The sequence below is a fragment of the Paraburkholderia sp. BL21I4N1 genome (genome assembly GCF_002973525.1).
In the GTDB taxonomy this organism is placed as follows: Bacteria; Pseudomonadota; Gammaproteobacteria; order Burkholderiales; family Burkholderiaceae; genus Paraburkholderia.
Genome location: NZ_PVEN01000010.1, coordinates 117563 through 144370 on the forward strand (window position 1 = coordinate 117563; position 26808 = coordinate 144370).

General features: G+C 59.4%; 22 protein-coding genes. 14 read left to right on the forward strand and 8 right to left on the reverse strand.

Annotation, left to right across the window (positions count from 1 at the left end):
- The first annotated feature begins 203 nt into the window (after positions 1–203).
- The 4 genes from B0G83_RS23920 to B0G83_RS23935 all read left to right on the forward strand — a co-directional run bounded on the left by B0G83_RS23920 (position 204) and on the right by B0G83_RS23935 (position 4878).
- Entirely contained in the window at positions 204–683 is a 480-nt protein-coding gene (locus B0G83_RS23920; protein WP_105509881.1) for a hypothetical protein, read from the forward strand.
- 88 nt (positions 684–771) lie between these two features.
- Entirely contained in the window at positions 772–1251 is a 480-nt protein-coding gene (locus tag B0G83_RS23925; RefSeq protein ID WP_105509997.1) for an Rrf2 family transcriptional regulator, read from the forward strand.
- Between the two features lie 134 nt (positions 1252–1385).
- Positions 1386–2033 carry an NAD(P)-dependent oxidoreductase gene (locus B0G83_RS23930; RefSeq protein ID WP_105509882.1) on the forward strand — a complete coding sequence of 216 codons (648 nt, stop codon included), beginning with the start codon at positions 1386–1388 and terminating at the stop codon, positions 2031–2033.
- 208 nt (positions 2034–2241) lie between these two features.
- The gene (locus tag B0G83_RS23935) at positions 2242–4878 is read left to right on the forward strand and encodes a mechanosensitive ion channel family protein (RefSeq protein WP_105509883.1); all 2637 of its coding nucleotides are present in this window, start codon (positions 2242–2244) and stop codon (positions 4876–4878) included.
- 155 nt (positions 4879–5033) lie between these two features.
- Here the strand turns inward: B0G83_RS23935 and B0G83_RS23940 are convergent, their stop codons facing one another.
- Entirely contained in the window at positions 5034–5600 is a 567-nt protein-coding gene (locus tag B0G83_RS23940; protein WP_258168176.1) for a cysteine dioxygenase family protein, read from the reverse strand.
- Between the two features lie 140 nt (positions 5601–5740).
- Between B0G83_RS23940 and B0G83_RS23945 the strand changes: the two genes are divergently transcribed.
- From B0G83_RS23945 to B0G83_RS23970, 6 genes are all read left to right on the forward strand, one after another.
- Positions 5741–6208 carry an Lrp/AsnC family transcriptional regulator gene (locus B0G83_RS23945; protein WP_105509998.1) on the forward strand — a complete coding sequence of 156 codons (468 nt, stop codon included), beginning with the start codon at positions 5741–5743 and terminating at the stop codon, positions 6206–6208.
- Positions 6209–6880: 672 nt separating this feature from the next.
- Entirely contained in the window at positions 6881–9727 is a 2847-nt protein-coding gene (locus B0G83_RS23950) for a type VI secretion system Vgr family protein (RefSeq protein ID WP_105509885.1), read from the forward strand.
- 3 nt (positions 9728–9730) lie between these two features.
- A complete protein-coding gene (locus B0G83_RS23955) occupies positions 9731–11779 on the forward strand; it encodes a phospholipase D-like domain-containing protein (protein WP_105509886.1) in 2049 nt (682 codons plus the stop codon).
- 3 nt (positions 11780–11782) lie between these two features.
- Positions 11783–13090 (forward strand): sel1 repeat family protein, encoded by a 1308-nt coding sequence (locus B0G83_RS23960; RefSeq protein ID WP_219849043.1) that lies wholly within the window; start codon positions 11783–11785, stop codon positions 13088–13090.
- The gene (locus tag B0G83_RS23965; RefSeq protein WP_374954937.1) at positions 13057–13392 is read left to right on the forward strand and encodes a PAAR domain-containing protein; all 336 of its coding nucleotides are present in this window, start codon (positions 13057–13059) and stop codon (positions 13390–13392) included. Before B0G83_RS23960 ends, B0G83_RS23965 begins: the two co-directional genes overlap by 34 nt.
- A gap of 147 nt (positions 13393–13539) precedes the next feature.
- Entirely contained in the window at positions 13540–13932 is a 393-nt protein-coding gene (locus B0G83_RS23970) for a hypothetical protein (RefSeq protein WP_146120287.1), read from the forward strand.
- Positions 13933–14082: 150 nt separating this feature from the next.
- On the opposite strand, the gene B0G83_RS23975 is transcribed toward B0G83_RS23970, so the two are convergent.
- The 5 genes from B0G83_RS23975 to B0G83_RS23990 form a co-directional block, all read right to left on the reverse strand.
- Positions 14083–14817, reverse strand: coding sequence for a CPBP family intramembrane glutamic endopeptidase (locus tag B0G83_RS23975; RefSeq protein WP_105509888.1), 735 nt, complete (start codon positions 14815–14817; stop codon positions 14083–14085).
- 44 nt (positions 14818–14861) lie between these two features.
- A complete protein-coding gene (locus B0G83_RS23980; protein WP_105509889.1) occupies positions 14862–15404 on the reverse strand; it encodes a TetR/AcrR family transcriptional regulator in 543 nt (180 codons plus the stop codon).
- Between the two features lie 515 nt (positions 15405–15919).
- Positions 15920–17791 carry a DUF3857 and transglutaminase domain-containing protein gene (locus B0G83_RS23985; protein WP_105509890.1) on the reverse strand — a complete coding sequence of 624 codons (1872 nt, stop codon included), beginning with the start codon at positions 17789–17791 and terminating at the stop codon, positions 15920–15922.
- Between the two features lie 643 nt (positions 17792–18434).
- Positions 18435–18647 (reverse strand): hypothetical protein, encoded by a 213-nt coding sequence (locus B0G83_RS38260; RefSeq protein ID WP_146120288.1) that lies wholly within the window; start codon positions 18645–18647, stop codon positions 18435–18437.
- 751 nt (positions 18648–19398) lie between these two features.
- Positions 19399–19803, reverse strand: a complete 405-nt coding sequence (locus tag B0G83_RS23990; protein WP_105509891.1) for a DUF2471 domain-containing protein — start codon at positions 19801–19803, stop codon at positions 19399–19401.
- On the opposite strand from B0G83_RS23990, the gene B0G83_RS24000 reads away from it, so the two are divergent.
- Positions 19802–21379 carry a diguanylate cyclase domain-containing protein gene (locus tag B0G83_RS24000; protein WP_374954938.1) on the forward strand — a complete coding sequence of 526 codons (1578 nt, stop codon included), beginning with the start codon at positions 19802–19804 and terminating at the stop codon, positions 21377–21379. The two genes, B0G83_RS23990 and B0G83_RS24000, sit on opposite strands and share 2 nt — an antisense overlap.
- Before the next feature lie 144 nt (positions 21380–21523).
- Here the strand turns inward: B0G83_RS24000 and B0G83_RS24005 are convergent, their stop codons facing one another.
- A complete protein-coding gene (locus B0G83_RS24005) occupies positions 21524–22447 on the reverse strand; it encodes a LysR family transcriptional regulator (protein ID WP_105509893.1) in 924 nt (307 codons plus the stop codon).
- 188 nt (positions 22448–22635) lie between these two features.
- Between B0G83_RS24005 and B0G83_RS39480 the strand changes: the two genes are divergently transcribed.
- The 3 genes from B0G83_RS39480 (at position 22636) to B0G83_RS24020 (ending at position 24250) form a co-directional block, all read left to right on the forward strand.
- Positions 22636–22788, forward strand: coding sequence for a hypothetical protein (locus B0G83_RS39480; protein ID WP_308701480.1), 153 nt, complete (start codon positions 22636–22638; stop codon positions 22786–22788).
- A 20-nt stretch (positions 22789–22808) separates the two neighbouring features.
- A complete protein-coding gene (locus B0G83_RS24015) occupies positions 22809–23792 on the forward strand; it encodes an aldo/keto reductase (RefSeq protein ID WP_105510002.1) in 984 nt (327 codons plus the stop codon).
- 248 nt (positions 23793–24040) lie between these two features.
- Entirely contained in the window at positions 24041–24250 is a 210-nt protein-coding gene (locus tag B0G83_RS24020) for a hypothetical protein (RefSeq protein ID WP_105509894.1), read from the forward strand.
- A gap of 48 nt (positions 24251–24298) precedes the next feature.
- Here B0G83_RS24020 and B0G83_RS24025 read toward each other — a convergent pair whose 3' ends face one another.
- Complete coding sequence (locus B0G83_RS24025) at positions 24299–26632, reverse strand: FUSC family membrane protein (protein WP_105509895.1); 2334 nt, start codon at positions 26630–26632, stop codon at positions 24299–24301.
- Positions 26633–26808 lie beyond the last annotated feature (176 nt).

Below are 26808 nucleotides of genomic sequence, written 5' to 3' on the forward strand. Positions count from 1 at the left end.
ACGCGAGCGGTGACGGTGCTGCGAGGTCGGCTGGTGTGGGGCGGTGTGACTCGATGCGCATCGCCGCGCGTGGCGTTGAACGTGCTATCCGACGCCGCGTGCAGGGTCGTTCGACGCTCCGCAAAGGCCGAGGTGCGACGCGACGGCGTATCATTGGCGCGTTTTCGCAAGCGGAAGCCGCTCGACGCGGCTCACACTGAACCATGATTTCATCGCTCCATTCACGTTTGCTGCGCCGTGCCGCGGTCGTCCTCGTCGTATTCGGCGGCCTGGCTGCCTGTCAGAAGAATGACGCGTCGGCGGGACAGGTCGCCGGCTCGCTCAACAATGCCGCGCAGGTTGCCAGTCAGAAGCTCGATCAGGCGGCCAGCTACGTCGGCCAGCAGGTCGACGCGACCAAAGACGCCGCACAGCAGAACCTCGACTCGGCCGCCTCCGCGCCGACCATCAAGATCGACCCCGACGCGTTGGCGTCGACCGCGCAAGCGAATCTGCAGAGCGCGGCGAGTTCGGCCAACGCGCAACTCGGCAAAGCCGCTTCGCTGACCGGGCAGGGCCTCGAAACCGCCGGGCGCAAGCTGCAGGAATGGTCGGCGCAAAGCTCGGCGTCGGCGGCGAATGCGTCTGCGTCGGGGTCGTCCTCGGGCGATTCGAGCGACGCGCAAAAGCAGATGGACAAATGATGAACCCGCTTGGCTGGATCGTCCGTTTGACAGTCGGATTAAATGTAATTACCATGGTTACACATTGTCGTCGCTGGGCAGGTTCGCTGTGAATACGAGTAGCCGGTTTGCGTTCGCGGTGCACGTGCTCGCGCTGCTGTCGTTGCAGGAGGGCGTGCCGCTCTCGTCGGAGATGATCGCGGGTAGCGTCAATACGAATCCCGCGTTGATCCGGCGGCTGTTGTCCATGCTGGCCGAGGCCGGCCTCACCACGTCGCAACTCGGCGCGGGCGGCGGCGCGCTACTCGCGCGGTCGCCGGAGCAGATCAGTCTGCTCGAGGTGTATCGCGCGGTGGACGACGCGCAATTGTTCGCATTGCACCGCGAGGAGCCGAATCCGGCGTGCATGGTCGGGCGTCATATCCAGGGTGTGCTGCGCGGCATCATCGACGAGGCGCAACTGGCCATGGAGGCGTCGCTCGGTGCACGCACGCTGGCCGACGCCACGGCCGACGTTGTGCGGGCCGAGCGGCAGCAGGAGCGCAAGCGGCGCGCGCATCACGCGAGCGGCGACATCGCAAAGAAGTAGCAGAACGGGAAGGCGCATGTGCGGTCGACAAAAGACGCACGCGCCTGACAACCAACGGGGGCTTGAGCCCCTCTTTTTTCCGCGTTATATGTAATCGACATGGTTACATATAACGCAATGATAGGAGCATCGAAATGAGCAAGCCATTGAAGATCGCGTTGTTTGGCGCCACCGGCATGATCGGTTCGCGAATCGCCGCGGAAGCGGCCCGTCGCGGGCATCAGGTGACGGCGCTGGTGCGCAACCCAGCGCGTGTGCCGGCCGGCGTGGCGAATTTGACCGCAGTACAGGCGGATCTGATCGACGCGGCGAACGTCGGCGCCGCCGTGCGCGGCCATGACGTGGTGGCGAGCGCGTATTCGCCGCCGCAAGGCGATGCCGCGGTGGTCGGCACGGCGACCCTGGCACTCGTGGACGGCGTGCGCGCAGCGGGTCTGAAGCGCCTCGTGGTGGTCGGCGGCGCGGGTTCGCTCGAAGTCGCGCCGGGCAAACAACTGGTCGATACCGAAGGCTTCCCGGACGCGTACAAAGCGGTCGCTCTCGCGCATCGCGACGCGCTGACGTACTACCGCGACGTCACCGATCTCGACTGGACGTTTTTCGCGCCGGCCGCGCTGATCGCCCCGGGCGAGCGCACGGGCACGTTCCGCACCGGCACGAACACACTGCTGGCGGATGCGGAAGGCAATAGCCGCATTTCGGCGGAAGACTATGCCGTCGCCTTCGTCGACGAGTTGGAGCAGGGCCGTTTCGTTCGTCAGATCGCGACGGTGGCGTACTGAGCTTGTCGGGCTCATGGGCTAATGGGCTCATTGGGCATGTTGAGCCTGACGGCGGACAAAACCGGCTTTCCGGCCCATGACCGGATAACGCTCGCCGCGCCCGCGAGGGCGTCGGCGCGCAAGCGTCCTAACATTCGGTTACGCATGTTCGGTCGCGCCCGATAAAACTGCGGCTACACTGGCGTCTCCCGTTTTCTTACGGATTGCCATGCAGTCATGCCCCTCGCGGCGTGAGTCCGAGGCTGCGCCGTCCAACGGCGGGCAGCTTGCGATTCACGCCGTCTTTCATTTTTCCGCGCTTCGTGACGGACCCCACACCCGCCGCGGCCATGGCGTCCGCGCGTGGTTTAACGCATGGGTGGCCGCGTTCTGCGCCGTGCTGATCCTGTGCGCCGGAATGCTGCCCGCGAACGCCTGGGCCGCCGGCGCCGTGACCAGTACGCCGGTCATTCCCGCGTTGCAGAGCCTGATCAACAGCGCGACGGCCAACCCTCCCGCCGCGGCTTCGGGCGCTTCGGCGGCGGATGCCGCGTCCGCGCCGACCGCGGCAAGCCAGGCGGAACTGACGCGCTCGCTCGACAGCGTGATCGCCACGCTCGACAACGACCGCCAGCGCACCGCGCTCGTCACCCAGCTCAAGAAGCTGCGCGCCGTCTCGCAGAACGTCGCGCCGCCCGCACCGGTTCAACCGAGTCCCGGCTTGCTCGGCGCGATCGCGTCGGGCATTGCATCGTTCGAAACCGACGTGCATCAGGGCCGCACGCCGGTGCGTTATTGGGGCGGCCGCTTCAACGCGGCCGGCAACGAGCTGTACACGATCGTCTCGGGCCAGGGCCAGGAAAGCTTCGGCCGTATTCTGTTCTCGATGATCGCAATGCTGGCCGGCTGGGGCGCCTGTGCCGGCGCGCTGGTCTATGTGCAGCATCGGCTGTACCGGCGTTTCGGCATTCTCATGGGACTCAACCCGAATCCCACCACGGGCGAGTTGCTGATCTTCGCGCTGCGCCGCGTCGGGCCGTGGATCGTCGCGTTTCTCGCCGCGCTGCTGTTCGTCCGCGCGATGCCCGACGCGCTCGGTCGCACGCTCGGCATGGTGGTTGCGTACGCGATCGTCGCGGGCGCGGTGTTTTCGGCAATCTGCCTGATTATGTTTTCGCTGTTCGGCTCGGGGCATCGGCGGGTCGCGGTGCGGCTGCTGATCGATCACGCGCGGCGCGTGCTGTTCCTGGTCGGCGTGTGCGGAGCGCTCGGCGATGCGGCCGTCAATTACGACGTCGCGCATCAGCTCGGCTCGAATCTCGCCGCGTTGATTTCGACGGCGGCCAATATGACGGCCGCGATTCTCACCGGTTATTTCGCGCTGGCGTTCCGCCGGCCGGTCGCGCACCTGATCCGCAACCGGCCCTATCAGCAGCGCACCGACCACAAGGCCGCGACCGATGCCTTCGACGTGCTCGCCGCGCTCTGGCACGTGCCGGTGCTGGTGCTGGCCACGGCGTCGGTGGTGGCCACGCTCGGCGGATCGGGGTCCAGCGAGAACGTGCTGCAGATTTCGGTGGTAACCGCGCTGCTGCTGGTGCTGGCGTTTTTCCTCTCGGCCATCGTGCTGCGCATGACGCGTCCGCGTAGCGCGCGCGCTCGTCGGCGTTCGCCGTATCTGACGCGTCTGCTGCGGTTTTGCGGCACGTTGCTGACACTCTTCATCTGGCTGTTTTTCTTTGAACTCGCGGCGCGTTTGTGGGGCGTGTCGCTCGCGGAAGTGATCGAGGAAAACGTCGCCGCGCGCGGCATCGCGCATGCGGTGACGGCGATCATCGCCACGGTGTTCATCGCGTGGTTGCTGTGGATTCTGGTGGATACGGCGATTACCGAGGCGCTCAGTCCCGGCGGTTCGCGCAACAAGGGGCGCGGTCCCAGCATGCGCGCCCGCACGATGCTGCCGCTCGTGCGCAATGTGCTGCTGGTGTCGATCATGACGGTCGCCGGCATCGTCACGGCGGCCAACCTCGGGATCAACGTCACGCCATTGCTGGCGGGCGCCGGGGTGATCGGTCTCGCGATCGGGTTCGGCGCGCAGTCGCTCGTGACCGATCTGATTACAGGGCTGTTCATCATCATCGAAGATACGATTTCGGTCGGCGACTGGATCGACGTGGACGGCGGTCACGCGGGCACCGTCGAGCATCTGTCGATCCGGACCGTGCGCTTGCGTGACGGGCAGGGGGCGATCCACGCGATTCCGTTCTCGCAGATCAAGATCGTCAAGAACCTGTCGCGCGATTTTGCGTACGCGGTGTTCGAGGTGCGTATGTCCTTCTCCACCGACGTCGATCAGATCACGCAATTGATCCGCGAGGTCGGCGCCGATCTGATGGCCGATTTCCGTTACCGTCGCGAGATGCTCGGCCCGATCGAGGTGTGGGGACTCGACCGTTTCGATCCGAACTGGATGGTCGTGAAAGGACAGATCAAGACGCGGCCGCTGCAGCAATGGAGCGTCGCGCGTGCGTTCAATCTGCGGCTCAAACGCAAGATGGACGAAGCCGGTATTGAGATTCCGGTGCCGCAGATGCGGGTCTATACGTCGTCGAAGGATAGCGAAGGGCAGCCTTTGCAGGACGACGAGATGTCTGGTTTCGTGCCACATGGACACGGGCATGGGCATGCGGAGACCGGTTCGGGTTTGGCTTCGGCTTCAGGTTCGGCGGCGCGGGGTGTGCATGCGCCGTTGGCAGTGGCACGCGACGTGTCGCACGAACCGCGTCCGGCACCGCCGCCGACCGGACAGACCGCGCCGATCCCGCCGCAGATTCCTACGGCCGGCGAAGGGGACGGGAAGAGTTGAGAGAGCTTGTCGTCGCGGCTTGGACCAACGGTCTGTGTTGCTTGCCGCCGGGGACGTATTTGACGGCCTGACGCGTTAGCGTTTTTTGCCGCAGTGAACGTGTCACGCTGGGGCGAGGTCGGGTCGGAACATACGTTTGAAGATCGATCGATCGATCAGGCCAGCGCCGTTGCCTCGGCCGTGCGGACGATGTCATTCACGTGCGTCGAAATCTGCGCGCCTGCGACGCCGTACACATGCAGCGAGATCGCCGGCGCGTCGCTGCGATTACCCAACTGATGAATCCCGCCGCGACCGCCGCGCACAAGCGACACCGCGCCATGCTTGCGCGCTTGTGTGCGCGTCGCGCTGGCGCAATGCTGTGCGCCGTTCCATTCAAATACCGTTTCGCTCAACGTACCGTCCAGCACCGCATAGCCGCACCACGTGTGATGCGCGTGGACGGGGCTTGCCTGGTTCGGCAGCCACACCAGCGCGGCGATTGCATAGCGGCCGTGCGGATCGGCGGCCAGCAGATGACGGCGGTAGTTTTCCGCCGCGCCTTCGCGTTGCGCGGAGGTCAGCAAGTCGGGATGCGCGGCGGCGTCGGCAAGCGCAATGCGCATGCTGCGCGCGAAGAAGGTGGAGGCCGACGGCTCGGGGAATGCCGAGCAGGCCTCGAAGATCGCGTCGAGCGCGTCGCACAGATGGGCGAGGGGGGCGGTACGAAGGGCTTGGCTCATGATCGTTGCGCAGCCGGGCGGCGGCTGTCTGGGCGTTATTTTCGATAGCGACATTTATACCCGTTTGCTCGGAGAAAGAGTTTCCATATAATTCCCCTCGGAGTCTCAAAAGTAGAATAATTTCCTATGGGGGTGCCATGATGGGAATGGATATCATCGACCGGAAGCTGTTGGAGCTGTTGCAGGAGGATGCGACGATGCCGATCGCCGAGTTGGCGCAGCGCGTGAATCTGTCGCAAACGCCTTGCTGGAAGCGGCTGCAGCGCCTGAAAGAGGCCGGCGTGATTCGCGCGCAGGTGGCGTTATGCGACGCGCGCAAGCTCGGGGTGGGCACGACGGTGTTCGTCGCGGTGCGCACGAATCAGCATACGGAGGAGTGGGCGCAGACCTTCACGCGCGCGGTGCAGCAGATACCGGAGGTGGTGGAGGTGTATCGGATGAGCGGGGAAACCGATTATCTGCTGCGGGTCGTGGTGTCGGATATCGATGACTATGACCGGGTTTATAAACTTCTTATTGCCGCCGTGCCGCTTTATGACGTGAGTTCCAGTTTTGCCATGGAGCAGATCAAGTATTCGACGGCGTTGCCGGTGAGGTATACGGCGTAGAGCCGATCTGGTGGGAAACGCCTTCTGGCGGATTTTTCGCACTGGACGCTTTTCTCTGTGCGGTGTCGGGTACCCCCGTATTTCTCATCGTTTTCGCGGTACCAAGGTCCGAAACGGCGCTCTTACGCTGTTCTATCTTGATCCGACCTACTGGGGGGCGGAATGCCATGGCGTGCTGTTTCCCAGGTCCGAATATACGGAAGTGGCGACCTCGTTATACATTCTAAATGTAAATAAATTGTAAGAATAATGATTGCCCGGGTATTCGGCGGCCATTTGAAGGATTTCGTATCGAAACCGTGGATATCCGATATACGGTCGGAAGTGACGCCTAGGAAGCTGTGCGCGAGGCGGCGATTATTTTCAGTTAGGACGAAGCTGCACAACCGGTCGGATTATTCGGATTATCTTGGCGGGAAGCTTACGGCGACGCCGTCTGCGCCGGCTCGCCAGCGACGTGGCTGTGCGGCACATGCCGCGGACAGTCGGCGCGGAAATTAGTTGTATCAGCCTACGCCCGGCGCCTGATTTTGCCCGGCTATTCGATTCGTCGCGCATATAAAGATGCCGGATTTCATCCGTTTGACATTTCCATGGAGTTGACGCATTTGTTCGCGGACAATTGATCTGTAGAATCGCGAGATTCGGGTTGAGAATTGAGTCGGGGGCGGTATGGATACCCAGAACATAATCGGGGCGATAAGGGGTGGTCTGTCGCAGCAGGACCGCCTTATTAAACTCGACACTCCAGCAGGCAATAATGTCTTGCTTCCACAGCGGGCGATCGGGCGCTCGCGGATCGGGCGCGATTTCACGTGGACCGTCGACGTCGTTTCTACGTCCGGCGATGTCGCGCTAAAGACGCTGATCGCCCAGCCGGTGACGCTATGGATCCAGCAATCGGACCGTTCCTATCACCCGCATCACGGTTATGTACACACGGCCCGGCGCCTTGGCGCGGACGGTGGGCTGACTTCGTACCAGCTAGGCTACGCGTCGTGGATGCATTTCCTTCGCTTTCGCCGCGACCAGAAGTACTGGCAGGACACGGCGGCCGACGAGATCATCTCGGACGTCTTCAACCAGCACCCGCAGGCGCAGGGCATGTTCCGCTTCGCACTCTCCCAGCCGCTGCCGACCCGCTCGTACTGCCGCCAGGAAGAGACCGACTGGAATTTCGTGCACCGGTTGATGGAGTCCGAAGGTTTGTACGGATTCTGGCAACAGGCTGACGACGGCAAGTCGCACACGCTGGTGATTACCGATCGCCTTGAGACGCTCGTGCCGATGTCACCGGAGCAGGTGAATTTCTATCGTGCGGGAACGGGCAGCGAAACGGATGCGCTGGTGCAGTGGTCGGGCACGCGCACGCTGCAATCGGCATTACTGTCGACACGCACCTTCGACTATAAAAATCCGTCGACGCCGTTCAATCCGAAGGCGACCAGTGTGCCCACCATAGCGAACCAGGGTTCGCTGCCGTCCCAGATGGAGGTGTATGAATACACGGGCGGCTATACCTATCTGGAGCAGACGCGCGGCGACCATCTTTCAAAGATCCGCATGGAGGAATGGGAGTCGCGGGCCAAACGCTTTCACGGTGAGGGCGGGTTGCGCGCGATCGACGCTGGCGTGCGGTTCACCATTGCCGGGCACCCGGAGCATGATCAGGATCCGGCGGGGCAGCGCGAATTCGCGGCAATCGCGGTCGAGTGGACGATCGGCAACAACCTGCCGCTGTCCGGGCACGAAGTCAACTTTCCGCACAGCCTGCAGAGCGAACTTGCACGGGCACAGGCGGCCGATTCGGGTGACACGTTCAGCGTGTCTCACGCCGACGGATCGACGGGTTTTTATCACGTCGAGGTCGAGGCGCAACGCACCGCCGTGCCTTATCGCAGTCCATTCGAACACCACAAGCCGGACGCGAAGCTGGAGACCGCAATCGTGGTCGGCCCGAACGGGGCCGAAGCGTATACCGACGAACTGAACCGGATCAAGGTGATGTTCGTCTGGGACCGGATCAATCAGGGCGATGAGCGTGCGTCATGCTGGGTGCGCGTGGTGCAGTCGGATACGGGTGATGGCTACGGCTCGGTGCACACGCCGCGGGCAGGAGAGGAGTTGCTGATCGGCTACGTCGGCAATGATATCGATCGGCCAATCGCCTTGCATCGCGTCTACAACGGCGAGGCGAAACCGCAGTGGCATTCGAACGGTTTGCTGTCAGGTTACCGGTCGAAGGAGTTCTCGGGCGACGGTTTCAACCAGATGGTGATGGACGACTCGACCTCGCAGAATCGCGTACATCTATACAGCTCCAGCACGAATGCGCAGTTACACCTAGGGTATCTGATCGACCAGAGCGGCAATACACGCGGTGGTTATCTCGGCAGCGGCTTCGACCTGAGTTCGGACGCGTACGGCGCGTTGCGTGCGGGCCGCGGACTATACGTGACGACACATCCTGTCGCCAGTCAGCCGCTCGACGCGCGTGCGGCCAGCAACCAGCTTGCCGGTTCGGCGGGCGTGCTCGACGCGGCGTCGCAGGCAAGCGAAGCCTCGCAGGCTGAAAGCCTGAAGGACGGGCAGGATGCGCTGAAGGGTTTTGTCAACGCGACGCAGCACAGTGCGTCGGGGACGACCGGTGGCGGGGCGACGGCCGGCGGCGGCACGGGCAACGCTGGTGCGTTCTCGCAACCGGTGATGCTGTTTGCCGCGCCGGCGGGCATCGCAATGTCAACGCAAAAATCCGCGCATGTTGCGGCCGACCAGCACATCAACCTGGTGAGCGGGCAGAGCGCGCACATCGCGGCGGGCAAATCGCTGGTCGCGAGTATCACGAACCGGCTGAGCCTGTTCGTGCAGAACGCGGGCATGAAGCTGTTCGCGGCGAAAGGGAAGGTGGAAGTGCAGGCGCATGCGGACAACGTCGAGTTGACCGCGCAGAAGTCTTTGCTGCTGGTCTCGGCGACGGAGCAGATAAAGGCGGCCGCGCAGCAGGAGATACTGCTAACGTCCGGGGGTGGATATATACGCATCAAGGGCGGCAACATCGAGATCCATGCGCCGGGCAAAATCGATATCAAGGGGGCACAACATTCGTTCAGCGGACCGACGCGAATGGATGTGACCAACCCCGCGTTCAAGGATATGCCGACGCGCAGGCTGATGCTGAACACCATGGCTTCCCCGTCCGCTACGAACGTTGTGCCTGCGGGGATGCCATACAAGCTGTTCGCGGATGGTGCGCTAGTGAAGCAGGGAGTGTTCGACAAGACTGGCCAGTTGCCTATCGATCATCACGTCACGACCCAGCAGTACACGCTGGAAATGGCCAACGGCGACAAGCATGAGATTCCGGTTCCGGGTGAATACCGGGACCCGGTCAATGGGGCGCTCGCGAACCAGGGGTTCCGGTTTCATGAAGCCCAGCCCGACGGCGACACGCCAGCGCCCGAGCGCGCGGTGCACCGGCAGTACTACAACGATTTTCTCAATCCTTCTCTGGACGCGTAAGTTATGGCAGCATCAAATATGACGTGTACCACACCGATCGCGCTGAATCAGACGAACACCGGCACGATTGCGATGAAGTGGTTTGTGGATAAAGCCGAATATCCCGCCACCTATGGAACCTATCAGTACCTGATAAATGGCGAGGCGGCATTTGGCGCTGTCTACGATGCCATCGCGAAGGCCACGAAAACCGTCGACATTATCTGCTGGGGTTTCCAGCCATCAATGTATTTCAAGCGCGGCAAAGAGCGCGCGTTGCGCATTGGCGAACTGCTCCGGAAATTGGACGCCACGGACAAGGTCAAGGTACGGCTATTGTGCTGGCACGATCCTCTTTATATCGCCGCATTGAGCGAAAACAACATGCCTGGTTACGACGGTACGACGGACGTCAAAGGTGTCCTTCCAGGTCGGGTTTCCGAAATGGTGTCCCAGCTCACAACGTTATATTCGGCGGACTATCAGACGAAGGAAGAGCTGGCTTTTGATAGCGCCTGGTATCGCGGCGCGAATATGAACAACGTCACGAAGTTCAGCGCGGTCAAAGCCGCCACGCCGATGGGTCTATGGACAACTTATAACGGTGCCTACAATCAGCGGTACCATAAAGAGGACGCGTTCAAGAATCTCGAGTTCGCTACCCGGACCTTTAGTGTGAGCGAGCGTTCCGAAATCTTCGGCCGGCTGAGAAGCTATGAAAAAGCGCAGGGGTACGATCCCCGTTTGATAGCGGGAAATACGCAGGGGATGGTTGCCGAGCCTACGCATCACCAGAAAATGGTGCTGATTGATTACGAAGACCCGGATCTTGCCGTTGGCTTCGTGATGGGCCATAACATGCTCGACCAGTACTGGGATACGAGCCGGCACGACTTCAAGCCCGCGGCGTCGCCCTCCGCCGGACGCAACGGACCCTCCCCGTGGCAGGACATCTCAGGGCGCCTTACCGGCCCTGTCCTCCAGTATCTGAACGATAACTTTTGCACCGCGTGGGACGACGCGACAGGCAAAGATCTGGCCAAATCCAGGTCGCATGTCGACCCTTGCAGCCTGAAAATGCGAGACGATAATGACAACACGAAGCTCATGGCGCAGGTGTTGCGCACGCAGTCGCAGAAGGGCAAGGAAGACATCGGGCGGATGTATCTGCAGGCGGTGAACAATGCGACGCAGTACATCTTTTTCCAGAACCAGTATTTCCGCTGGCAAGAGCTTGGGGACAAGATAAGGAGTGTCGCGAAAAGTCACGTCGCCGGGGGGCGGGATCCAGGCAAACACGGCCCGATCTATCTGTTCGTCATCACGAACTCGAGTACTGCCGCGGTCGGGAACGGCACAGTCGCGACATACCAGATGCTCGACTCTCTGGGCTACGGCAATTCCATGCCAGGTGTAGCCCAGCTGGAGAGGGCGCCGGACCTAGCCGCGCAGCAAAAGGCATTGGAAGCGCAACTTGCACAGCAGCAGGCAGCCGCACAGAGAATTCAGTCCACGCCTGCCAGCCCTTTCGATGGTTCAGCCATGAGCCTCGCGTCGGCCTACCAGCAGAATCAGATGGACCAACTGGAGACTCAAGAGAAGATTGGCGACATAAAGAACAAGATAGCGGCGAATGAGCACATCAGTGCGGATGCCCCGCCGACGCCGGTAGAGGGGCTAAAGATTCAGATCTGCACATTGGTTGCACCAGATTCGCCCGGAGGCAATTGGGCCGACGTGTACGTGCACGCGAAGGTAATGACCATCGATGATGCTTTCGTGACGCAAGGCTCTGCAAACATCAACACCCGGAGTATGAAGGTGGACAGTGAGTTGAATTTCTGTAGCGAGAACGGTGATGTCGCACGGAACTTACGGCTGGATTTGTTCAAATTGCACACCGCTGACCGACAAGGGAACCCTCGGGCGGATCTGGAAAATCCCACGGATGCGTTCAACGCGTGGAGTCAGATTATCGAGCGGAATAAGGCGAGAAAGTACAAAAGGGACACGCCCGTAGCTTCGTTGATCGCTTTCTTGCGAGTCGAGAATGATCGCTCTTTCAAAGATTGACCGATGAACAGATATATCCTGATGGCTTCAATTGTTTTTGTTGTCTGCGCTTGTACCAAAAAGGAAACTGCAGTGACCCAGCTACCTGACATGAGCGCTGTGCGTGCCAATCTCGCGTTCACCTGCACGCATGAGTCCGATCATCTGCCGCCACTCGACCCCAAGGCAGACAGCCTTTTCCGGTACGCTCGCTATCTGCAGAAAAGAGACGGACCCAAGGATTTTGACGATATTCTGCGGTACTACCGGATCGCAGCTGCATATGGGCACTACAAGGCTAATGAGAACGCCCAGTTGCTGATCTCGCAGGGGCTCGCTCACTCTCCTGAAGGATCGAAAGAGGTTGTAGACCTTGCCGCGAGACTGGTAGAACAGGGGATACCTGGCGGGTACTACGATATTGGTTACTACCTTGAAACAGGTTACGGCCTGAAAGAGGACGCAGAAACGTCGCTGCGCTATTTCCGTAAGGCGGCCGATCTGGGCAGCCCCGAAGCGCAGTATCGCATCGGTGAGTTGTTGGCACCGATGGATAAGGCGCCTGCGATTGCGAAGCAGATGCGCCAGTGCGCGACTGACCAGAGTTATGGGAAAGCTGCGGGCACGTTAGGTGTCGACCTACAGGATGATGGATTTTATCCGGAAGCCATTAAAACTTTCCAGAAGGGGGTGGAGGCGGGGAATAGGCTATCGGCTTCCTTTCTTGAGTCCGGTTTCAAGGGGCCTCCGAAGAGCGATGAGTTGACTTACCTCGCGCTGCCCGAAGATCCGGAGCGCGTGCGGCGCTATAGGGCAATCGGTGACTTCATCGATAGCAACGAAAGCCGTAACCCCAAGGTGCCCGACGTCGACAAGATCGTGCCGTTGCCGCCGGCGAAGCTGCCGCCGTGGGACGGCACCTTCCAGTGGCAGAAGGATCAGGACGCAGCGGTGCCGCCGTCTCAGCCTTCCGACGAACTCATTGATCAGATGGCGAAAGCCAAGAACCTCGACCCCGCGACCGGTTTGCCGCTGGCTGCCTCGTCCAGCAAGACGTCACTGGAGGATCAGCCCGCGACCGTCATATCGCGATCGCCGATCGGTACAGTCGCCACCACAGGCGAACAATGCCCGGAAGACGGCGTGTGGTGCGCAAAGCTCGGCAAAGGTCAGGCGGGCGACGGTCAGCGGCGCTTCCTGAAAGGCGACGTATTACCGTCGCTCATTGTGCATGAGCCGCGCAAAGTTGCTTTACTGGATCAGATCTTGGAGCCACGTCAGCAGATGAAAAAAGTGCAGTGGGAACTGATCGGGTATCTCGACCCAGTCTGACCTTTAGTGCGGAAGGAGTTAGCCATCAGCATGCAACGCTAGATGATCCCACGGCCCACGGAACGGTGCTGGCGCGATCGACCACGCTAGTACTCAACGATCGTGCGATCGCCCAGGAGGGTGACGACGTGTCGTGTCCCGCGTGCAATTCGATCGGCAAGATCCAGTGCGACGGCCCGCGCGTTACGATGTCAGGCCCGAACGGTCGACGAGTGGCATTGAGCGATGACCTGTGTATTTGCCAGTGCAGCCCGCCGCCGAAGCTGGTCGCGTCCCAGAATTCAATGTCAGTCGGAACTTGAATTAGATGAAGGCGGCCGATTGTGGTAATGATTTCTTGTAGAGGAAGGATTTGCCATTGAGGGGGAATGTAGAGTTACATGATCAGTCGGGATCATTGACGAGACCCACGTTTCTGTCGTTGTGCTGCCAGAAGCGGTAAGTCGGCCTTGATATGGAAATCGTCGATAATCTTCCGCAGCAAAGGTAAAGCAACTCAGGAAAAATTTCACGACATGAATTTCGCCGGTGTTATGCACATTTTCGAGGTGCTTATCGCTCTAGCCCTGATCGGTCTGGTAGCCTGCGGCTTCATGCAGAGCAAAATCGCCGCTAAACTGCAGAGAGACTATCCGGCAGAGCGCGCGCGCCTCGGGGATGACGGTAAATTCAACTACGCGCCGATTGTCTGGCTGGTGAGTGGTGACTATAGATCACTGAACGACCCACAAATTGATAACTGGGCGCGCGTAGCAAGGGCGTCACTGCTTGTCGGTGCGTTAGCCTCACTGGTGTTTTTCGTGCTGCTCGCGTACGGGCGATATCGCGCGCACTCAATGTAAGTAACCGCTTGTCGTCGAATTGACGACCGGCTCCGGGTCGAACTGGGCCGAGTTCGGCCCACAACTGCTTTTCGACGCTATGGCAGGTTACTCTTCCAAAGTGGCCGTTGATACAACACGAGGTTGCGTTACAACGTCATTTGAATTTGCTTAAACGATTCCGAACCCGCCTAAGATATCCCAGGTCACATGTTCCAGGATGCCTGCGCGAATATTGCCACGCAACGCAGCGATTATTCCCATCACGAGACCGTAACGTACGATGCTGAGAACCGCTATAGGACCCTGATATCCGTGCCCGATTCCGAACAAAATCGCTTGGGCCAGGATGGCGATCCATACTCTACCCGTGATGCTGGTAAGTTGACGTTGCAGATACCCACGAAACACAACTTCTTCGCACACGCCGGCGCTAAACGAGAGGCATATCCATAAAGCCACGGCAAGTGCGCCAACTGGCAATGTCGGCAGTAGCGGATTGCTCGGCTGCTCACCGTGTTGTAGCAGGCCGACAATGCCCAGGTTAGACACATAGTCGATGGCGAAAGCTAGAGCGGCATAGACGACGTCTTTTCCGAATTCCCTGAGCGTCAACTGACGGAACTCGAAAAACTCGAGGATAGAACGCCGGTACTTACGCATACCTTTGTAGACAAAGCGGACCCATAACCATTCCATGCCGATCATAAACACATAAAAAATGTGCAACTGATTCGGCGTAGTGGCAGCATCTGCCGATGTATGCGTAGCGTTGAGTGCACTGACCACGGTCAGGATCACGCAGATAGCGATGAAATGAAGCGTGTGCTTGTATGAAGCCAGCAGAGCGCGTGGAGTGCTTGCCTGCTTATCGGATTCCAGATCAACGCTCGCAAGATTCTTCATGCAGTCACTCGCTTTTCATCGTTAAGGGCAGATAGCTCGGGTTTCTATTTGCCATCGGTATGGCCTAACAACGATGCAAAGACCTCAAGCGCCGCAGTGGTGCGGGTTAGGTCCCCCGTGCTCAGGTATTCCAGCATCAAGCCATCAATCACGGCGACGCAGAGCGTGGCCGTAACGCGTCGCTTTGGCGACGGTGGTAGCGTGCTTTCGACAAAGTCCAACCAGGTTGAACTCGTCTCATCCATATAAGGCGCGTAGACAGTTGGGTTTTGCATGGCCAACACCTGCACTTCATATAGCAGGCGCACATAAGGGCTATTGTTTGCATGCGTTGACCAATGCCAGAACAACTTCAATCCGCCCTTCCCGCCAGCATCACGCATCAAGGCAGAGAACGACTGCTGCGCACGCAACCGCACTTCATCCATCACCTCGGTTATCAAGCCGTCCTTGGATCCAAAGTGAAAGATCAGTAGCCGTGCGCTGGTCCCGATCTGTTCGGCCAGCGGCCGCAGCGAGAGATCGGCTAAGCCATGTTCAAGGAGATACGCCAGAGCCTTGTCGCGAAGGGTTTCCTTTCTGTTCATGAAACGAACGTTACATGAAACGTTCGTTTCACTCAAGTTTTTTTGTCCCTTGTTGAATCAGGCGTCCAGGCAATGAGTGAGGAAACGTGGCGGCCACAACATGGTTTATCGCACCGTTGAAGAGCGATCAGGCGGGCCGCTCCTTATGAATCGGTAGCTCTGCGTCAGGGGCAAGCCAAGTATCTCTTGCCGGTCGAAGAGGGGCCGCTTGGCCGTTGCGCGTGATTGACTCTAAGTGGCCGAAGTTTGCCGGACGGGTGGTGGCATCCTAGGCCTGAACGGCGATGCATCAAGGTGCCGTGCAAACGAATGTTGTGGCGACGCAATTGATCCCAAAGGACTTTTCGTAGGGTTCGATCCGATCAAGTATTCGACGGCATTGCCGGTGAGGTACGTGGCGTAAAGCCGATCTGTCCGGCATCGCCTTGATCAGATCGGCAACATAGCGCACACGAAGCGGTTCAGGCGTGCGTGCGGTGTCGCGTGGATCGTCGGCGCTGCCGGCATATCCGTCGTCAATACAGCAACTGCGAACGAAGATCGCGCGCTACCGTTAGTGCCATCTTTCTCACCTCGGGGTATTGATCAGGTTGCACTAGAGGGCCGTCGATTGAGATTGTGAGATCTCGGGTGACGGTGACAATACGTCCGTTGGCCGCGTAGCTCGACGAATAGCTGCCGAAGCGCGACACAACATTTACCGGCTTGGGCAAACCGGATATCGTCACGCCGTCCGGTAGCGTAATGATCGTGGTTTCGACAATATGGCGGCTCGGAAACGGAATCGCAAAGTCGCGCTTTTCTGGCCCGAACGCTTCAAACGTCGACGCAATGTTGCTGAAGCTGTTCAATCCCTGCGGCACCCGTATTGCGCCTGGACCCGGGAATTGCGCATAGCCGGGTAACTGGAATTCCGTCGTGTAGAGGAACGGTTGGGCTAGGTCGTGCGGATCGCCGTGAACATAGTTCCCTGTGCCGTTCTGACCCGTCATAGCCAGAAATCGACTCGCGACTTCCGGCTCGACTCCGGGTTGAAACGACGCGAACAGCGCGCGGGATAGCCAGTCAAATGCGCCTGTACTGCTAATCTCACTCGTCCCCTTTGCATCGCCATCACTATTCAGCGACACATGGATCGTGATTTTTTCTCTCGCGTTATCGGCGTCGCTGAGTGGTAGGCTGACGATTTTCGCATTGCCGCTTTCGTCGTCAGCGACCAGCGCCGACTTGCCCAATTCACTGATCGGTAAGGTGCCAAACGGCGCCACACTCGCGGTTGAGTCGAGAAACAGCTTGAAATCCGGCAGATAGGTAATAGCGTGATCAAATACGGCGAGCGGTGCCGCGACGCGCGGTAACCAGTAGATGGGTCCCGCATTCACCAGCACCGGGCTGCTTCGGATTCCTTTCGCGGCAAGGAGTGCTTGCAGGATAGTCACATGATCTTTGCAATCACCGTACTCTGCTTTGAGAATCGCATCGGCGTCGTGCGGAACGACGCCGCCAAAGTCCAGGTAGATTGCAACGTAGCGAATATGCGTACTGACCCAGTTATAAAGAGCTTCCGCCTGTGCTTTCGGATCGGTGATGTTCTTTGTAATCTGGTCGGCCACTGCTCGAACCGCGGGCGTTACTGCGGCCTTCGGCTCCGCGCGCTGCCTATAAGCTGTTCCGACGGCCGCAAAGTTCGGGAATGTGGTGACGACCAAGTGTGGGCTATGGTCAATGACACCGACCGAGCCCAGTTCTGGCGCATGCGCCGGTGCATTTTCGAGTGACCACTTCCATCGTTGCGTATCGGGTTCGCTTGAAGCGAGCTGGCCGCCGCTCAAACCAATGGCGTCCATATGAAGCTTCAGACAAGCCGGGGCGCGTACCGTGACTGTCGCGGCGTGGATTTCTTGCTGATCGTCAAAATATTCGAAGAGTGAAAATTCACCGGGGAAAATCGCTTTGCGCTGGGTGGCACGCTCGCGGAGAGTGAGCGTGGATCCAATCTCCACGCTTGGAAATATCACTGTTTTGACTCTGCCGTCGTCGAACATCGGCGCGTCCGAACTCTCCTGACTCTGCTGTTCCCGAATGTTTTCCGGGGTGACGTCGATTCGTTTGCCATCCCTGGTAGTCGTATAAGCTTCCACGATCGCAAGCTCTTGTAACGACGTACTATATTTTGTGGCGATCTGGCTACTTTGCTTAACGCCCTGATCGGTGTTGATACGGAAGCTCTCCGTCTCGTCTTTTGTGTATGTTCCGTCCGCGTTGACGCTATACGCGATGTCATCGGAAAGCACTGTAATGTTAGGTTGAAACGCCCCGGCTTGTGCTTGACTGCATAGAGCAGTCACGACTAAACCGGAAAGAAGTCGATGGATTTTTATGGACATGTTTTGCGGGAGTTCTCTATGACTTGAAAAATTTGGGTTAGTAAGCGCGGATCTGAGCACGATATGAAGATAGACGTCGAAAGGATTTTTGGATTTTGATTTTTATAAAATTCCTATTGCCTGTCATTCGTCAGTCCATTGGTCGGATTATTTTGCGTTACTTGTCAATAGATGGAAAACTGGATCGCTCGCGGGAGTTTGCAATTGCGTGGTGTGCCATTTGTTTAAGATGAAATTGACAGGTAAATTAGATAATAAACTGAAGCAGAATGGGTAGAGGGAAGATCGTTATGCCGATCAGCACCGGCTATCGCGCTGACCTTCATGCGATGGTCGCCAGTCTTTCAGCTTTCTACGGTAAATTGTCGCGACCCACAGAGACGGAGCAGCAATCATCACTCCTCCGGAGCGGCCCAAGATCGACGGGTTTTCGCCTAAATAGCCGAGCGAGATCAATATTCCGCATATGCATAGACAGACACTGCCGAGAAATCCTGTCCAATCGTGTGCCACAGTCTTTGGGGATTTTTCATGATTTCGCTCGACCCAGAGATTTAGAATAAAGAAATATCAATACCTGCGGGATAAAACTGTCATTCCGGCACCATATACAGCACCGGCCGCGGTCCCGAGTGCCGCGCCTTCAGGACCAGCCGCTGAACCTAAGGTGCCACCCACAGCCATCGCGCCCCATATTGTCGATTGAACTGACGGCGCCGTGGGCGAAGCTGCTCATTAAGTTACTAAACGAGCCATTGCCACCACCGGGCCACATGCCGTGATCGTCTTTGGTGCTGTTATTCCCACCATTCCCACCTGAGATGAGCAGAATTTCTTGTTCATTGAGCGAAAGCATGAATTTTTGCCAAAGCAAGATCCAATTTTAAACTGATGATTTAACTTGAAAAATCGGGATCTCAATGCCAGAAGAAGTGTACTGAGAGGGGGTGTCGTAAGCAAGGGGGTATTTTGAGATGAGGTGATGGCAGAAAGTGCGGGGGTAGGAAAGAATTGTGAATGTTAAATTTATTGTAATTAAAATGAAAGAAAAATAGAGTTGATCATTTAAGACGGGTCGTTGATTTGACGAAATGTCAGATAAATCAATGGAGTAGGTAAATTTCAGATTTTATGCTCTTCTATTTTTTTACAAAAATGTAATGAATGTGGAGTTTTGTTTGATTTGGTGATTTTTTGTTTTGTTTTTTGATTGAGAATTTAAAGGCGACGATCTTGTCACGGAATTGACGCTAATTCGGCGTCTATTTCGATGACGTTCGGTAATAAGAAATGCGCAGCCCGCCGGGGCCGCGAGGAAGGGCAAGACGAGCAGAAACCACTGTCCTAAATGCTGGCCTGCACCAAGACAAAAAATGTGGGTCTTCCGAGAAAACCGCGCCAGCCCAGACAAACCCGCCAGCCGAGCGCTGGTCCGGGTTGACGCGCATGCCGTTAGCCAGATCGAATATTTGACAGCGTTGCCTCTGGGAGATACGGCGTGAGTCTTTTTTGATAAGGAATACTTTGCCCGCGCCGCGCCGCGCCGCGCCGCGCCGCGCCGCGCCGCGCCACGCCAGATGCCAGACAGAGGCTGCCGTAATCGACTATTAGTCGACAGCCACCGCATCCGCCATCCCGGCCTGCACCATGGCTCGCACGATCAGATAAACAGTGGGCAGGTCGTCATCATCGAGCCGCCAGTCGACCGGCTCATCGAGCTCCGCTCCCGACAAACGACTGTCGCCGAATCGTAAAAAAATTGAACGGACTGTCTCGTCGTGCCTCGCCACGAAACCGCGATTTTCGAACACGAGTTCGTCGATTGTTTGCAGCGTGCGCCAGGTCGGCGATTGCGCGCCACTCGCGTAGCGGCGCCGACCGCTGTCGAGATGACGACCGGCGGTCGTTGCCATGATCTGCTGAAGGTCTAGCGAGGCGCTTCGAAGCGCGCGTTCGAGTGCGGCAGAGCCGATTTGACCGGCATCCGTATCGAGGTCAGTGGCATTGATCATGCAGGTATCTTCCTTGGTCTCGGGTCAACTGGCAGCTTCAAAGGCGCTGCTTCAACGGCGCCTGGTTTCGCTGTGCCAGCAACTGGCGGATCTGGGCGAGATGACTGTCCCCGACCGTGCAATCTCCAACGGGTTGACTACGCTGCCGCGGCGGCGGTGGACGCACGCCGAGATAGCGGCATACGGCGGACAGATACGGCTTGCCGTTGCCGCCCAGATCTCGTGCAGCAGCAGCCACCCGGACGTCCCCGACATGCTTGCACAACCAGGCAAGCGTTTCGCGATCACCGTCGTTCAAGATGCGTATAAGGTAGGTCATGGCCTGATCCTGTATGGGCATACACCTGTAAATTTATACAGTATTCGATCAGGATGCAAGTCGAAAGTTGGATCTATTGGAGAGAAGGGGGAAACCGCTCCAGCCTTGGGATATAGGCATCCGCGGATGCCGACCGGTATCGCCCGCTTTTCCCTGGTGTCGAGCGCGTCGCTCTGGCAACATTCTTTCCCGTCAAGAACCGTTCGCGAGGAAGGACCCATGGAGGAAATGCTGGAAAGCCTGTCCGCAACAGTGGCAACGGCGAACAGTCTGGAGGCGCTGACCCGGCCTCTACTGGAAATGCTCGAGGTCGTCACGGGACTGGAGTCGACGTACCTCACGTCGATCGACGAGGAAAATGCGGTTCAGTCGATCGCGATTGCCCGCAATACGGGTGAACTCCTCATTCCGGAAGGACTGACCGTCCCTTGGTCGGACACACTGTGCAAGCGCTGCCTTGAACAGGGGCGGCGAGTCGTTTCCAATGTCAGCGAGGTTTGGCCGGATTCGCAGGCGGCAGCCGCTCTTGGCATACAGACGTATGCGAGCGCGCCGGTTTGCGACAGCAACGGCGAAGTCATCGGCACGCTGTGCGCCGCCGGCAAGAACAGCAAGGCGCTCGGGCCCCGGGCGCGCAGCGCGCTCAATCTGTTTTCGAAACTGATTGCGCAACATATCGAACGGGAACGGCTGGTCGAGGAACTACGACGTTCAAACGAGTACCTGACCAGGTTTTCGCTCACCGATTCGCTGACCGAACTACCGAACCGCAGAGCGTTGCGCGATGAACTCGGCCGGTTGCTGGCACGTGCCGCGCGCGATGGTTCCTACGTTCTCGTCGGCGTGTTCGATCTGGATGGCTTCAAACAGGTCAACGACCAGTTCGGTCATCTGTCGGGCGATCAGTTGTTGCATCAGTGCGCAGGGCGCCTCGCCGGCATGACGCGGGACACCGATATGCTCGCCCGAGTCGGCGGCGACGAGTTCGCTTTCGTCGGGCCGGGGCCTGTCGACGAGAACGAAGCCAACCGTGCCGCAGCCGCGCTCGCAGCGCGCGCCGCGGAAGTTACTGCCGGCGCCTATTCACTGCGTGATACACGATTGACGTACTCCGGGGTGAGCGCCGGCGTTGTAGCGGTGCGCTTCCTTTCCGTGGATCAGGCACTTGGGCAAGCGGACGCCGCCATGTATCTTGCGAAACGCGCGCGCCAGCAGAGGAACAACGATGTGGCGGGGACGGGGTCGGCGGCAAGGTAGGGCGCTGGGCTCATGCGGCAAGTGCTTCAGGTCGTGGCCCGCCATAAGCCGTCGTAAGCCGTCGTAAGCCCACGACAACGGCAAGACATCGCGCAGGCAGCGCCGCCTTCTGAAGCGCGCGGCCACGCATTCCGCGCCCGGCCGCTACTTTTTCCGTTTGCGGGATTCCTGCGCGCCAGCGCCTTCACGAAGCGCATTCGCAACGACGACGAAAGCGGGAGTGGGTTGCCGGCGGCTCGGATAGTAAAGATGGAAACCCGAAAACGACGGGCACCAGTCAGACAGCACCCGCACAAGCTCTCCGCGTTGAAGCTGCGATAACACGCGCTGCTCCGGCACGAAGGCAAGCCCGACGCCCGCAAGCGCGGCTTTTACGGCCATCGTTGCCGTGTTGAACACGAGTTGCCCTTCGACACGCACGTTCAGTTCACGTCCACCTTTCCTGAATTCCCAGGCATATATCCCGCCGGCCGTCGGCAGCCGGATGTTGATGCAGTTGTGCGCCGTCAGATCCTGCGGCGTCGTCGGCTTCGGGTGCCTCGCGAAATATGCCGGCGTGCCGACCACCGCTATCCGCACGTCCGGACCGATGCGAATGGCGACCATATCCTTGGCGACCTGCTCGCCAAGCCGCACACCTGCATCGAGCCGCTGTTCGACGATGTCCGTCAGTCCATTGTCGATAACGATTTCGATCGTGATGTCGGGGTAGTCGGGCAGCAGCCGCTCGATGACCGGCCACAACAGCAATTCCGCCGCATGCTCTCCGGCGGCGATGCGCACGACGCCAGCCGGCGTGTCGCGCAAAGCGCTGAGCGCGCTCAGTTCGGCTTCGATCTCGTCCAGACGAGGGCCGACCGACTGGATCAGCCGTTCGCCCGCTTGCGTCGGCGAGATATTGCGTGTGGTCCTGGTGAGAAGCCGTAGCCCGAGCCGCGCCTCCAGATTGCGCACAGTCTGACTGAGGGCCGACTGCGAAACGCCGAGCTTCGCGGCGGCTTTCGTGAAGCTGCCCTCTCGCGCGACAGCCAGGAATGCGGTGATATCGGAGAGATCGGAGCGCGCCATTGATAAGCCTGTCTTATAACTTCATGCGGATTTTAGCTCTTAATCGCAAGAAGCCGCGCTGCTACATTGAAGGTCAGGACATATCGCGAAGGGAACGCTTATGCAGATCAGGACATGCGGATCACAGCCGTCCGTGACGGGACCGGCCGAATACTTCACCGGTCGAAACGATCCGGCCCGGTGACACCGTGTGGATCGCGCCCGGCGAGAAACACCGGCACGGCGCGACGGCGACCACGGCAATGACGCATATCGCCATTGCCGAATCGCAGAACGACAGCCCTGTCGCCTGGATGGAGAAGGTGACGGACGAGCAATACCCCATTGGCGCCGCCATCTGAATAATTGAGAGGTTTAAATGATGAAGACACGTACTCTTGGAAAAAGCGGGCTTGAAGTATCTGCCCTCGGTCTTGGTTGTATGGGCCTGAGCTATGGCTATGGTCCTGCCGCTGACAGGTCCGACGCGATCAAACTAATTCGCGCCGCGTTCGAGCGTGGCGTGACCTTCTTCGATACGGCGGAAGCCTATGCCCAGGGCGCAAATGAAGCGTTGCTGGGCGAGGCCTTGGAGCCGTTCCGTGATCAGGTCGTCATTGCGACGAAGTTTGGTTTTCAGGATGGCGACGCCGGCAAGGGGCAGGACAGTCGTCCGGAGCGCATTCGCGAAGTGGCGGACGCAGCCTTGAAGCGCCTGCGGACCGATCGCATCGATCTCTTCTATCAGCATCGTGTGGACGCAAGCGTGCCGATGGACGACGTCGCGGGCACGGTCAAAGACCTGATCCAGCAGGGAAAGGTCAAACATTTCGGCCTGTCGGAAGCAGGCGCGCAGTCGATCCGCCGCGCCCATGCCGTGCAGCCCGTCGCGGCGCTCCAAAGCGAATATTCCCTTTGGTGGCGGGAGCCGGAAAAGGAAATCTTGCCTCTGCTCGAAGAACTTGGCATTGGTTTCGTGCCGTTCAGTCCGCTCGGCAAGGGTTTCCTGACCGGTGCGATCAGCGAGAGCACGAGCTTCGATAAATCGGACTTCCGTAACATTGTCCCGCGCTTTTCCGAAGAGAACCGGAAGGCCAATCAGGCTTTGGTGGACGTGCTGAAGCAGATCGGGGCCAGTCTGGACGCCACGCCGGCGCAGGTCGCGCTGGCATGGCTGCTCGCGCAAAAGCCCTGGATCACGCCAATCCCCGGCACGACGAAACTGCACCGGCTGGAAGAGAACGTAGGCGCGGCGGGCATCGAGCTAACGCCCGGCAATCTAAACACGATCGAGACTGCGTTCGCGAAAATTACCGTGCAGGGCGATCGTTATCCGGCGCACCTGCAAGAGCGTGTTGGCAAGTGAACGATAGCCCCTTCATGGAGGTTGGGTGGCTGGGCGAAGCGGCTACCGAACCCGACCCGAGCGGGTGACCACCACCAGGGGCGATGTTCTCGACACGGACGCGCGGCGAACGCCATGCGGTAACGGTGGAGGTCCAACGCCGCGACCTCGCCGCCCCACCCACTGCAAGCCTCACGCAAGCTCACTCAGCGTAGAATGCCGCCTTCCCCGACACCAACCGCGACTGTTTCGCGAACCGAGTCCGCCTTATGAACAAACCTCCGCGCAAGAAGAACCCGACCATCGGCATTGCGATCTTCATCGTGGTCGCGGTGTTGCTGGTGATTGCCACGCTGTTCTACAACGCCATCACGGAGAAGCGCGAGTTCGACAGTGAGAATGCGCCCGCGCCGACGATCTCGTCGGATGCGGCAGCCGCCGCCACCGCCGCGAAGCCAGCGAGCGGCGCAGCACAGTAATCCGCCGCTAAGCGCAGCAGGCCGCGGCGAACCCGCTGCAAACCGCACTCACTCTTCCGGCAACCGGATCACGCTCGCGTCCTTGCGAATCAGCACCGCTGCCGCCAGCATCTGCTTGCACTGATGTGCAAGCAGCTTCATGTCATGCACCGCGTCGGCCGAAACATCCGCCGACTTCTCGGTGTCCACCACCATCGCATCCAGTTCGCGGTTCAGCAGTTTGATCTGCTCGCTCTGATCGGCGGGCGGCACGGTGCCGACTTCTGCCTCGGTCAAATTGTCGCGGACCACGCTCAACGCGCGCTGCAACGGTTGGAGCGACACACCGTCCACATGCTGCTGCGCGGACGTGCGCAGCAACGGCGCTGCCGCCGTGATCTGCGACGCAAGCACATGGCTGCGCACCAGCAGACCATTCAATTCCGGCACGAACTTCTGCGCGGACTTCGGTTCGAGCATCATGCGTTGGAACGCCTGCCCGAGATTGGCAAACGCCACGTGGACGTTCTTGCGCGCCAGCCGATAGCGATAGTCGCGGTCGAGCGCGGTCGCCGCCGCCTTGGCCGCCGCCACCGGCTGACCCGACTCGATCGCCGGATCCGCCATCGCCGCTGCCGGCGCACGCGCGCCGGCCTCGGTCACCGTCGCCACCACTGCCGCGGCCGGCTTGCCGCTCCACCACCAGCTCGCCTCCAGATACTGCCGCGTCGCACCGATCATGGTGTTGACGAGCTTGCCCATCAAACGGTATTCCCAGTACGGGAACAGATGGCTCGCCGCAATCGCGATCGCGCAGCCGACCACCGTGTCGATCGCGCGTTCTCCGATAATACGCATGCTGCCCGGCGCAAGCAGATGGAACATCAGCAGCACATACGACGACGTGAACACCACGCTAGCCGTGTAATTGAACAGCAGCAGGCTGTAGCTCATCACCATCGACGCAAACATCACAACCAGCAGAATGTGCGGATCCTTCACGAAGATCATTAGCGCGATACTTACCGCGCAGCCGATCAGCGTGCCGACGATCCGCTGTCCGTTGCGCTGCTTGGTCAGCGAATAGCCGGGCTTCAGAATGATGACGGTGGTCATCACGATCCAGTACGCGTTGGTGAGCGGCAGCAAACGACCAAGCCAGAACCCGACGGCCACGGCGATCGTCACGCGCAATGCGTGCCGGAAACTCGGCGAGGCCATGGTCAGGTTCGAGAAGATCTGCCCGAACGGCACACGCCGGCTCGATACGAATCGGCTGAGCGCCTGGTCGAGGCGCAATTCGGTTTCGCCGGTGCTGGGATCGCTCGACAGACTTTTGCGCATCTTGTCGATCAGCCGCGTGGCGCTCCAGATGCGCCGGAAATTAGCCGACACCGCCGAATACGCCTCGGGATTCTTGCGCGGCAGATCGTGCTTGCGCATCAACTCGATCTCGAACTCGATTGCGCGCAATTCCGCCTTGACGTTCGAGCGCTGGCGCGGCGGATGGTTTTGCAGCACCGCGAGCCCGATCTCCTCGAGATCGGCGGCCGCTTTGCGAATCAGATCGCGGTAGAACACCAGCAGATCGGAACCGCCGAACGTATTGCGCACCATCGGGTAATCGGTGTGCGCACCGACAAACAGTTCGTGCAGGTCGACGGTATTGATGAACAGATTGAATAGCATCGCGCGGCGCGGTTCGAGCTTGCCGCTCTTCAACTTGGGCAGGTTGCGCAGCACGATGTCGCGTGCGGCCTCCTGACGGTCCACCGCGGCAATCTGTTTATCGACCAGATTGCGATAACACTCGTCGAGATCGTTGTCGAGGTCGTAGAACGCGGCGCGCGCGAGCAGATAGTCGGCACACGCAAACACGCTCTCGGCCAGCGCCTGCTGTTCGATGCGATGCATCATCCAGCGGCTCACGAAGGTCGACCAGTAGGTGTACCAGAGGCCGCCCACCAGAATCCACGACGCATTGACGAGCGCCTGCAGCGGCGTGAAATGCTCCTCCAGCGTCATGATCATCATGAACAACGTGGCGAAGCTGATCTGCGGCCAGCGGTTGCCGTACACCACGATCAGCGACAGCACGAACGTGAGCGGCACGACCGTACACCACAGCGCCACCGGATTCACGGTGGCCAGTCCGGTGGCTAGCGCCGACAGGAAACCGATCACCGTGCAGGCCAGCATCTCGTTGTGCTTGTACTTCAGCGGCCCCGGCATGTCGACCACGCACGCGCCGAGCGCGCCGGTCGCGATCGTGAAGCCGAGGTCGCGGTCGTGGAACACGATCAGACAGAGTACCGCCGGTAACGACACGCCGACCGCGATGCGCAAGCCGCCATAAAAGTACTGGCTGTAGAGGAATTTTTTTATTTCAACCGAATAGCGCATCGACTGCCTGGATTCCACTCACTGAGAAAACGCGGTTGAGGGACAGACTCAAACTGCCGTCGAGTCTAACTGATTTTGTCTGGCTTTCGACCTCGTCCGTTCGGCCAGGTTCTGCCCTGGGAGCGCGTTTGTTATGCTGTCGCTTCAATGGCCGGCGCGCTTCTCGCGCGTCGCTC

Bases quoted from the DNA above. Each gene is read 5' to 3' on its own strand.
- B0G83_RS23920 (WP_105509881.1), top strand. From the start codon at position 204: ATGATTTCATCGCTCCATTCACGTTTGCTGCGCCGTGCCGCGGTCGTC.
- B0G83_RS23930 (WP_105509882.1), top strand. From the start codon at position 1,386: ATGAGCAAGCCATTGAAGATCGCGTTGTTTGGCGCCACCGGCATGATC.
- B0G83_RS23935 (WP_105509883.1), top strand. From the start codon at position 2,242: ATGCAGTCATGCCCCTCGCGGCGTGAGTCCGAGGCTGCGCCGTCCAAC.
- B0G83_RS23940 (WP_258168176.1), bottom strand. From the start codon at position 5,600: ATGAGCCAAGCCCTTCGTACCGCCCCCCTCGCCCATCTGTGCGACGCG.
- B0G83_RS23945 (WP_105509998.1), top strand. From the start codon at position 5,741: ATGGGAATGGATATCATCGACCGGAAGCTGTTGGAGCTGTTGCAGGAG.
- B0G83_RS23950 (WP_105509885.1), top strand. From the start codon at position 6,881: ATGGATACCCAGAACATAATCGGGGCGATAAGGGGTGGTCTGTCGCAG.
- B0G83_RS23955 (WP_105509886.1), top strand. From the start codon at position 9,731: ATGGCAGCATCAAATATGACGTGTACCACACCGATCGCGCTGAATCAG.
- B0G83_RS23960 (WP_219849043.1), top strand. From the start codon at position 11,783: ATGAACAGATATATCCTGATGGCTTCAATTGTTTTTGTTGTCTGCGCT.
- B0G83_RS23975 (WP_105509888.1), bottom strand. From the start codon at position 14,817: ATGAAGAATCTTGCGAGCGTTGATCTGGAATCCGATAAGCAGGCAAGC.
- B0G83_RS23980 (WP_105509889.1), bottom strand. From the start codon at position 15,404: ATGAACAGAAAGGAAACCCTTCGCGACAAGGCTCTGGCGTATCTCCTT.
- B0G83_RS23985 (WP_105509890.1), bottom strand. From the start codon at position 17,791: ATGTCCATAAAAATCCATCGACTTCTTTCCGGTTTAGTCGTGACTGCT.
- B0G83_RS38260 (WP_146120288.1), bottom strand. From the start codon at position 18,647: ATGCTTTCGCTCAATGAACAAGAAATTCTGCTCATCTCAGGTGGGAAT.
- B0G83_RS24000 (WP_374954938.1), top strand. From the start codon at position 19,802: ATGCAGGTATCTTCCTTGGTCTCGGGTCAACTGGCAGCTTCAAAGGCG.
- B0G83_RS23990 (WP_105509891.1), bottom strand. From the start codon at position 19,803: ATGATCAATGCCACTGACCTCGATACGGATGCCGGTCAAATCGGCTCT.
- B0G83_RS24005 (WP_105509893.1), bottom strand. From the start codon at position 22,447: ATGGCGCGCTCCGATCTCTCCGATATCACCGCATTCCTGGCTGTCGCG.
- B0G83_RS24015 (WP_105510002.1), top strand. From the start codon at position 22,809: ATGAAGACACGTACTCTTGGAAAAAGCGGGCTTGAAGTATCTGCCCTC.
- B0G83_RS24020 (WP_105509894.1), top strand. From the start codon at position 24,041: ATGAACAAACCTCCGCGCAAGAAGAACCCGACCATCGGCATTGCGATC.
- B0G83_RS24025 (WP_105509895.1), bottom strand. From the start codon at position 26,632: ATGCGCTATTCGGTTGAAATAAAAAAATTCCTCTACAGCCAGTACTTT.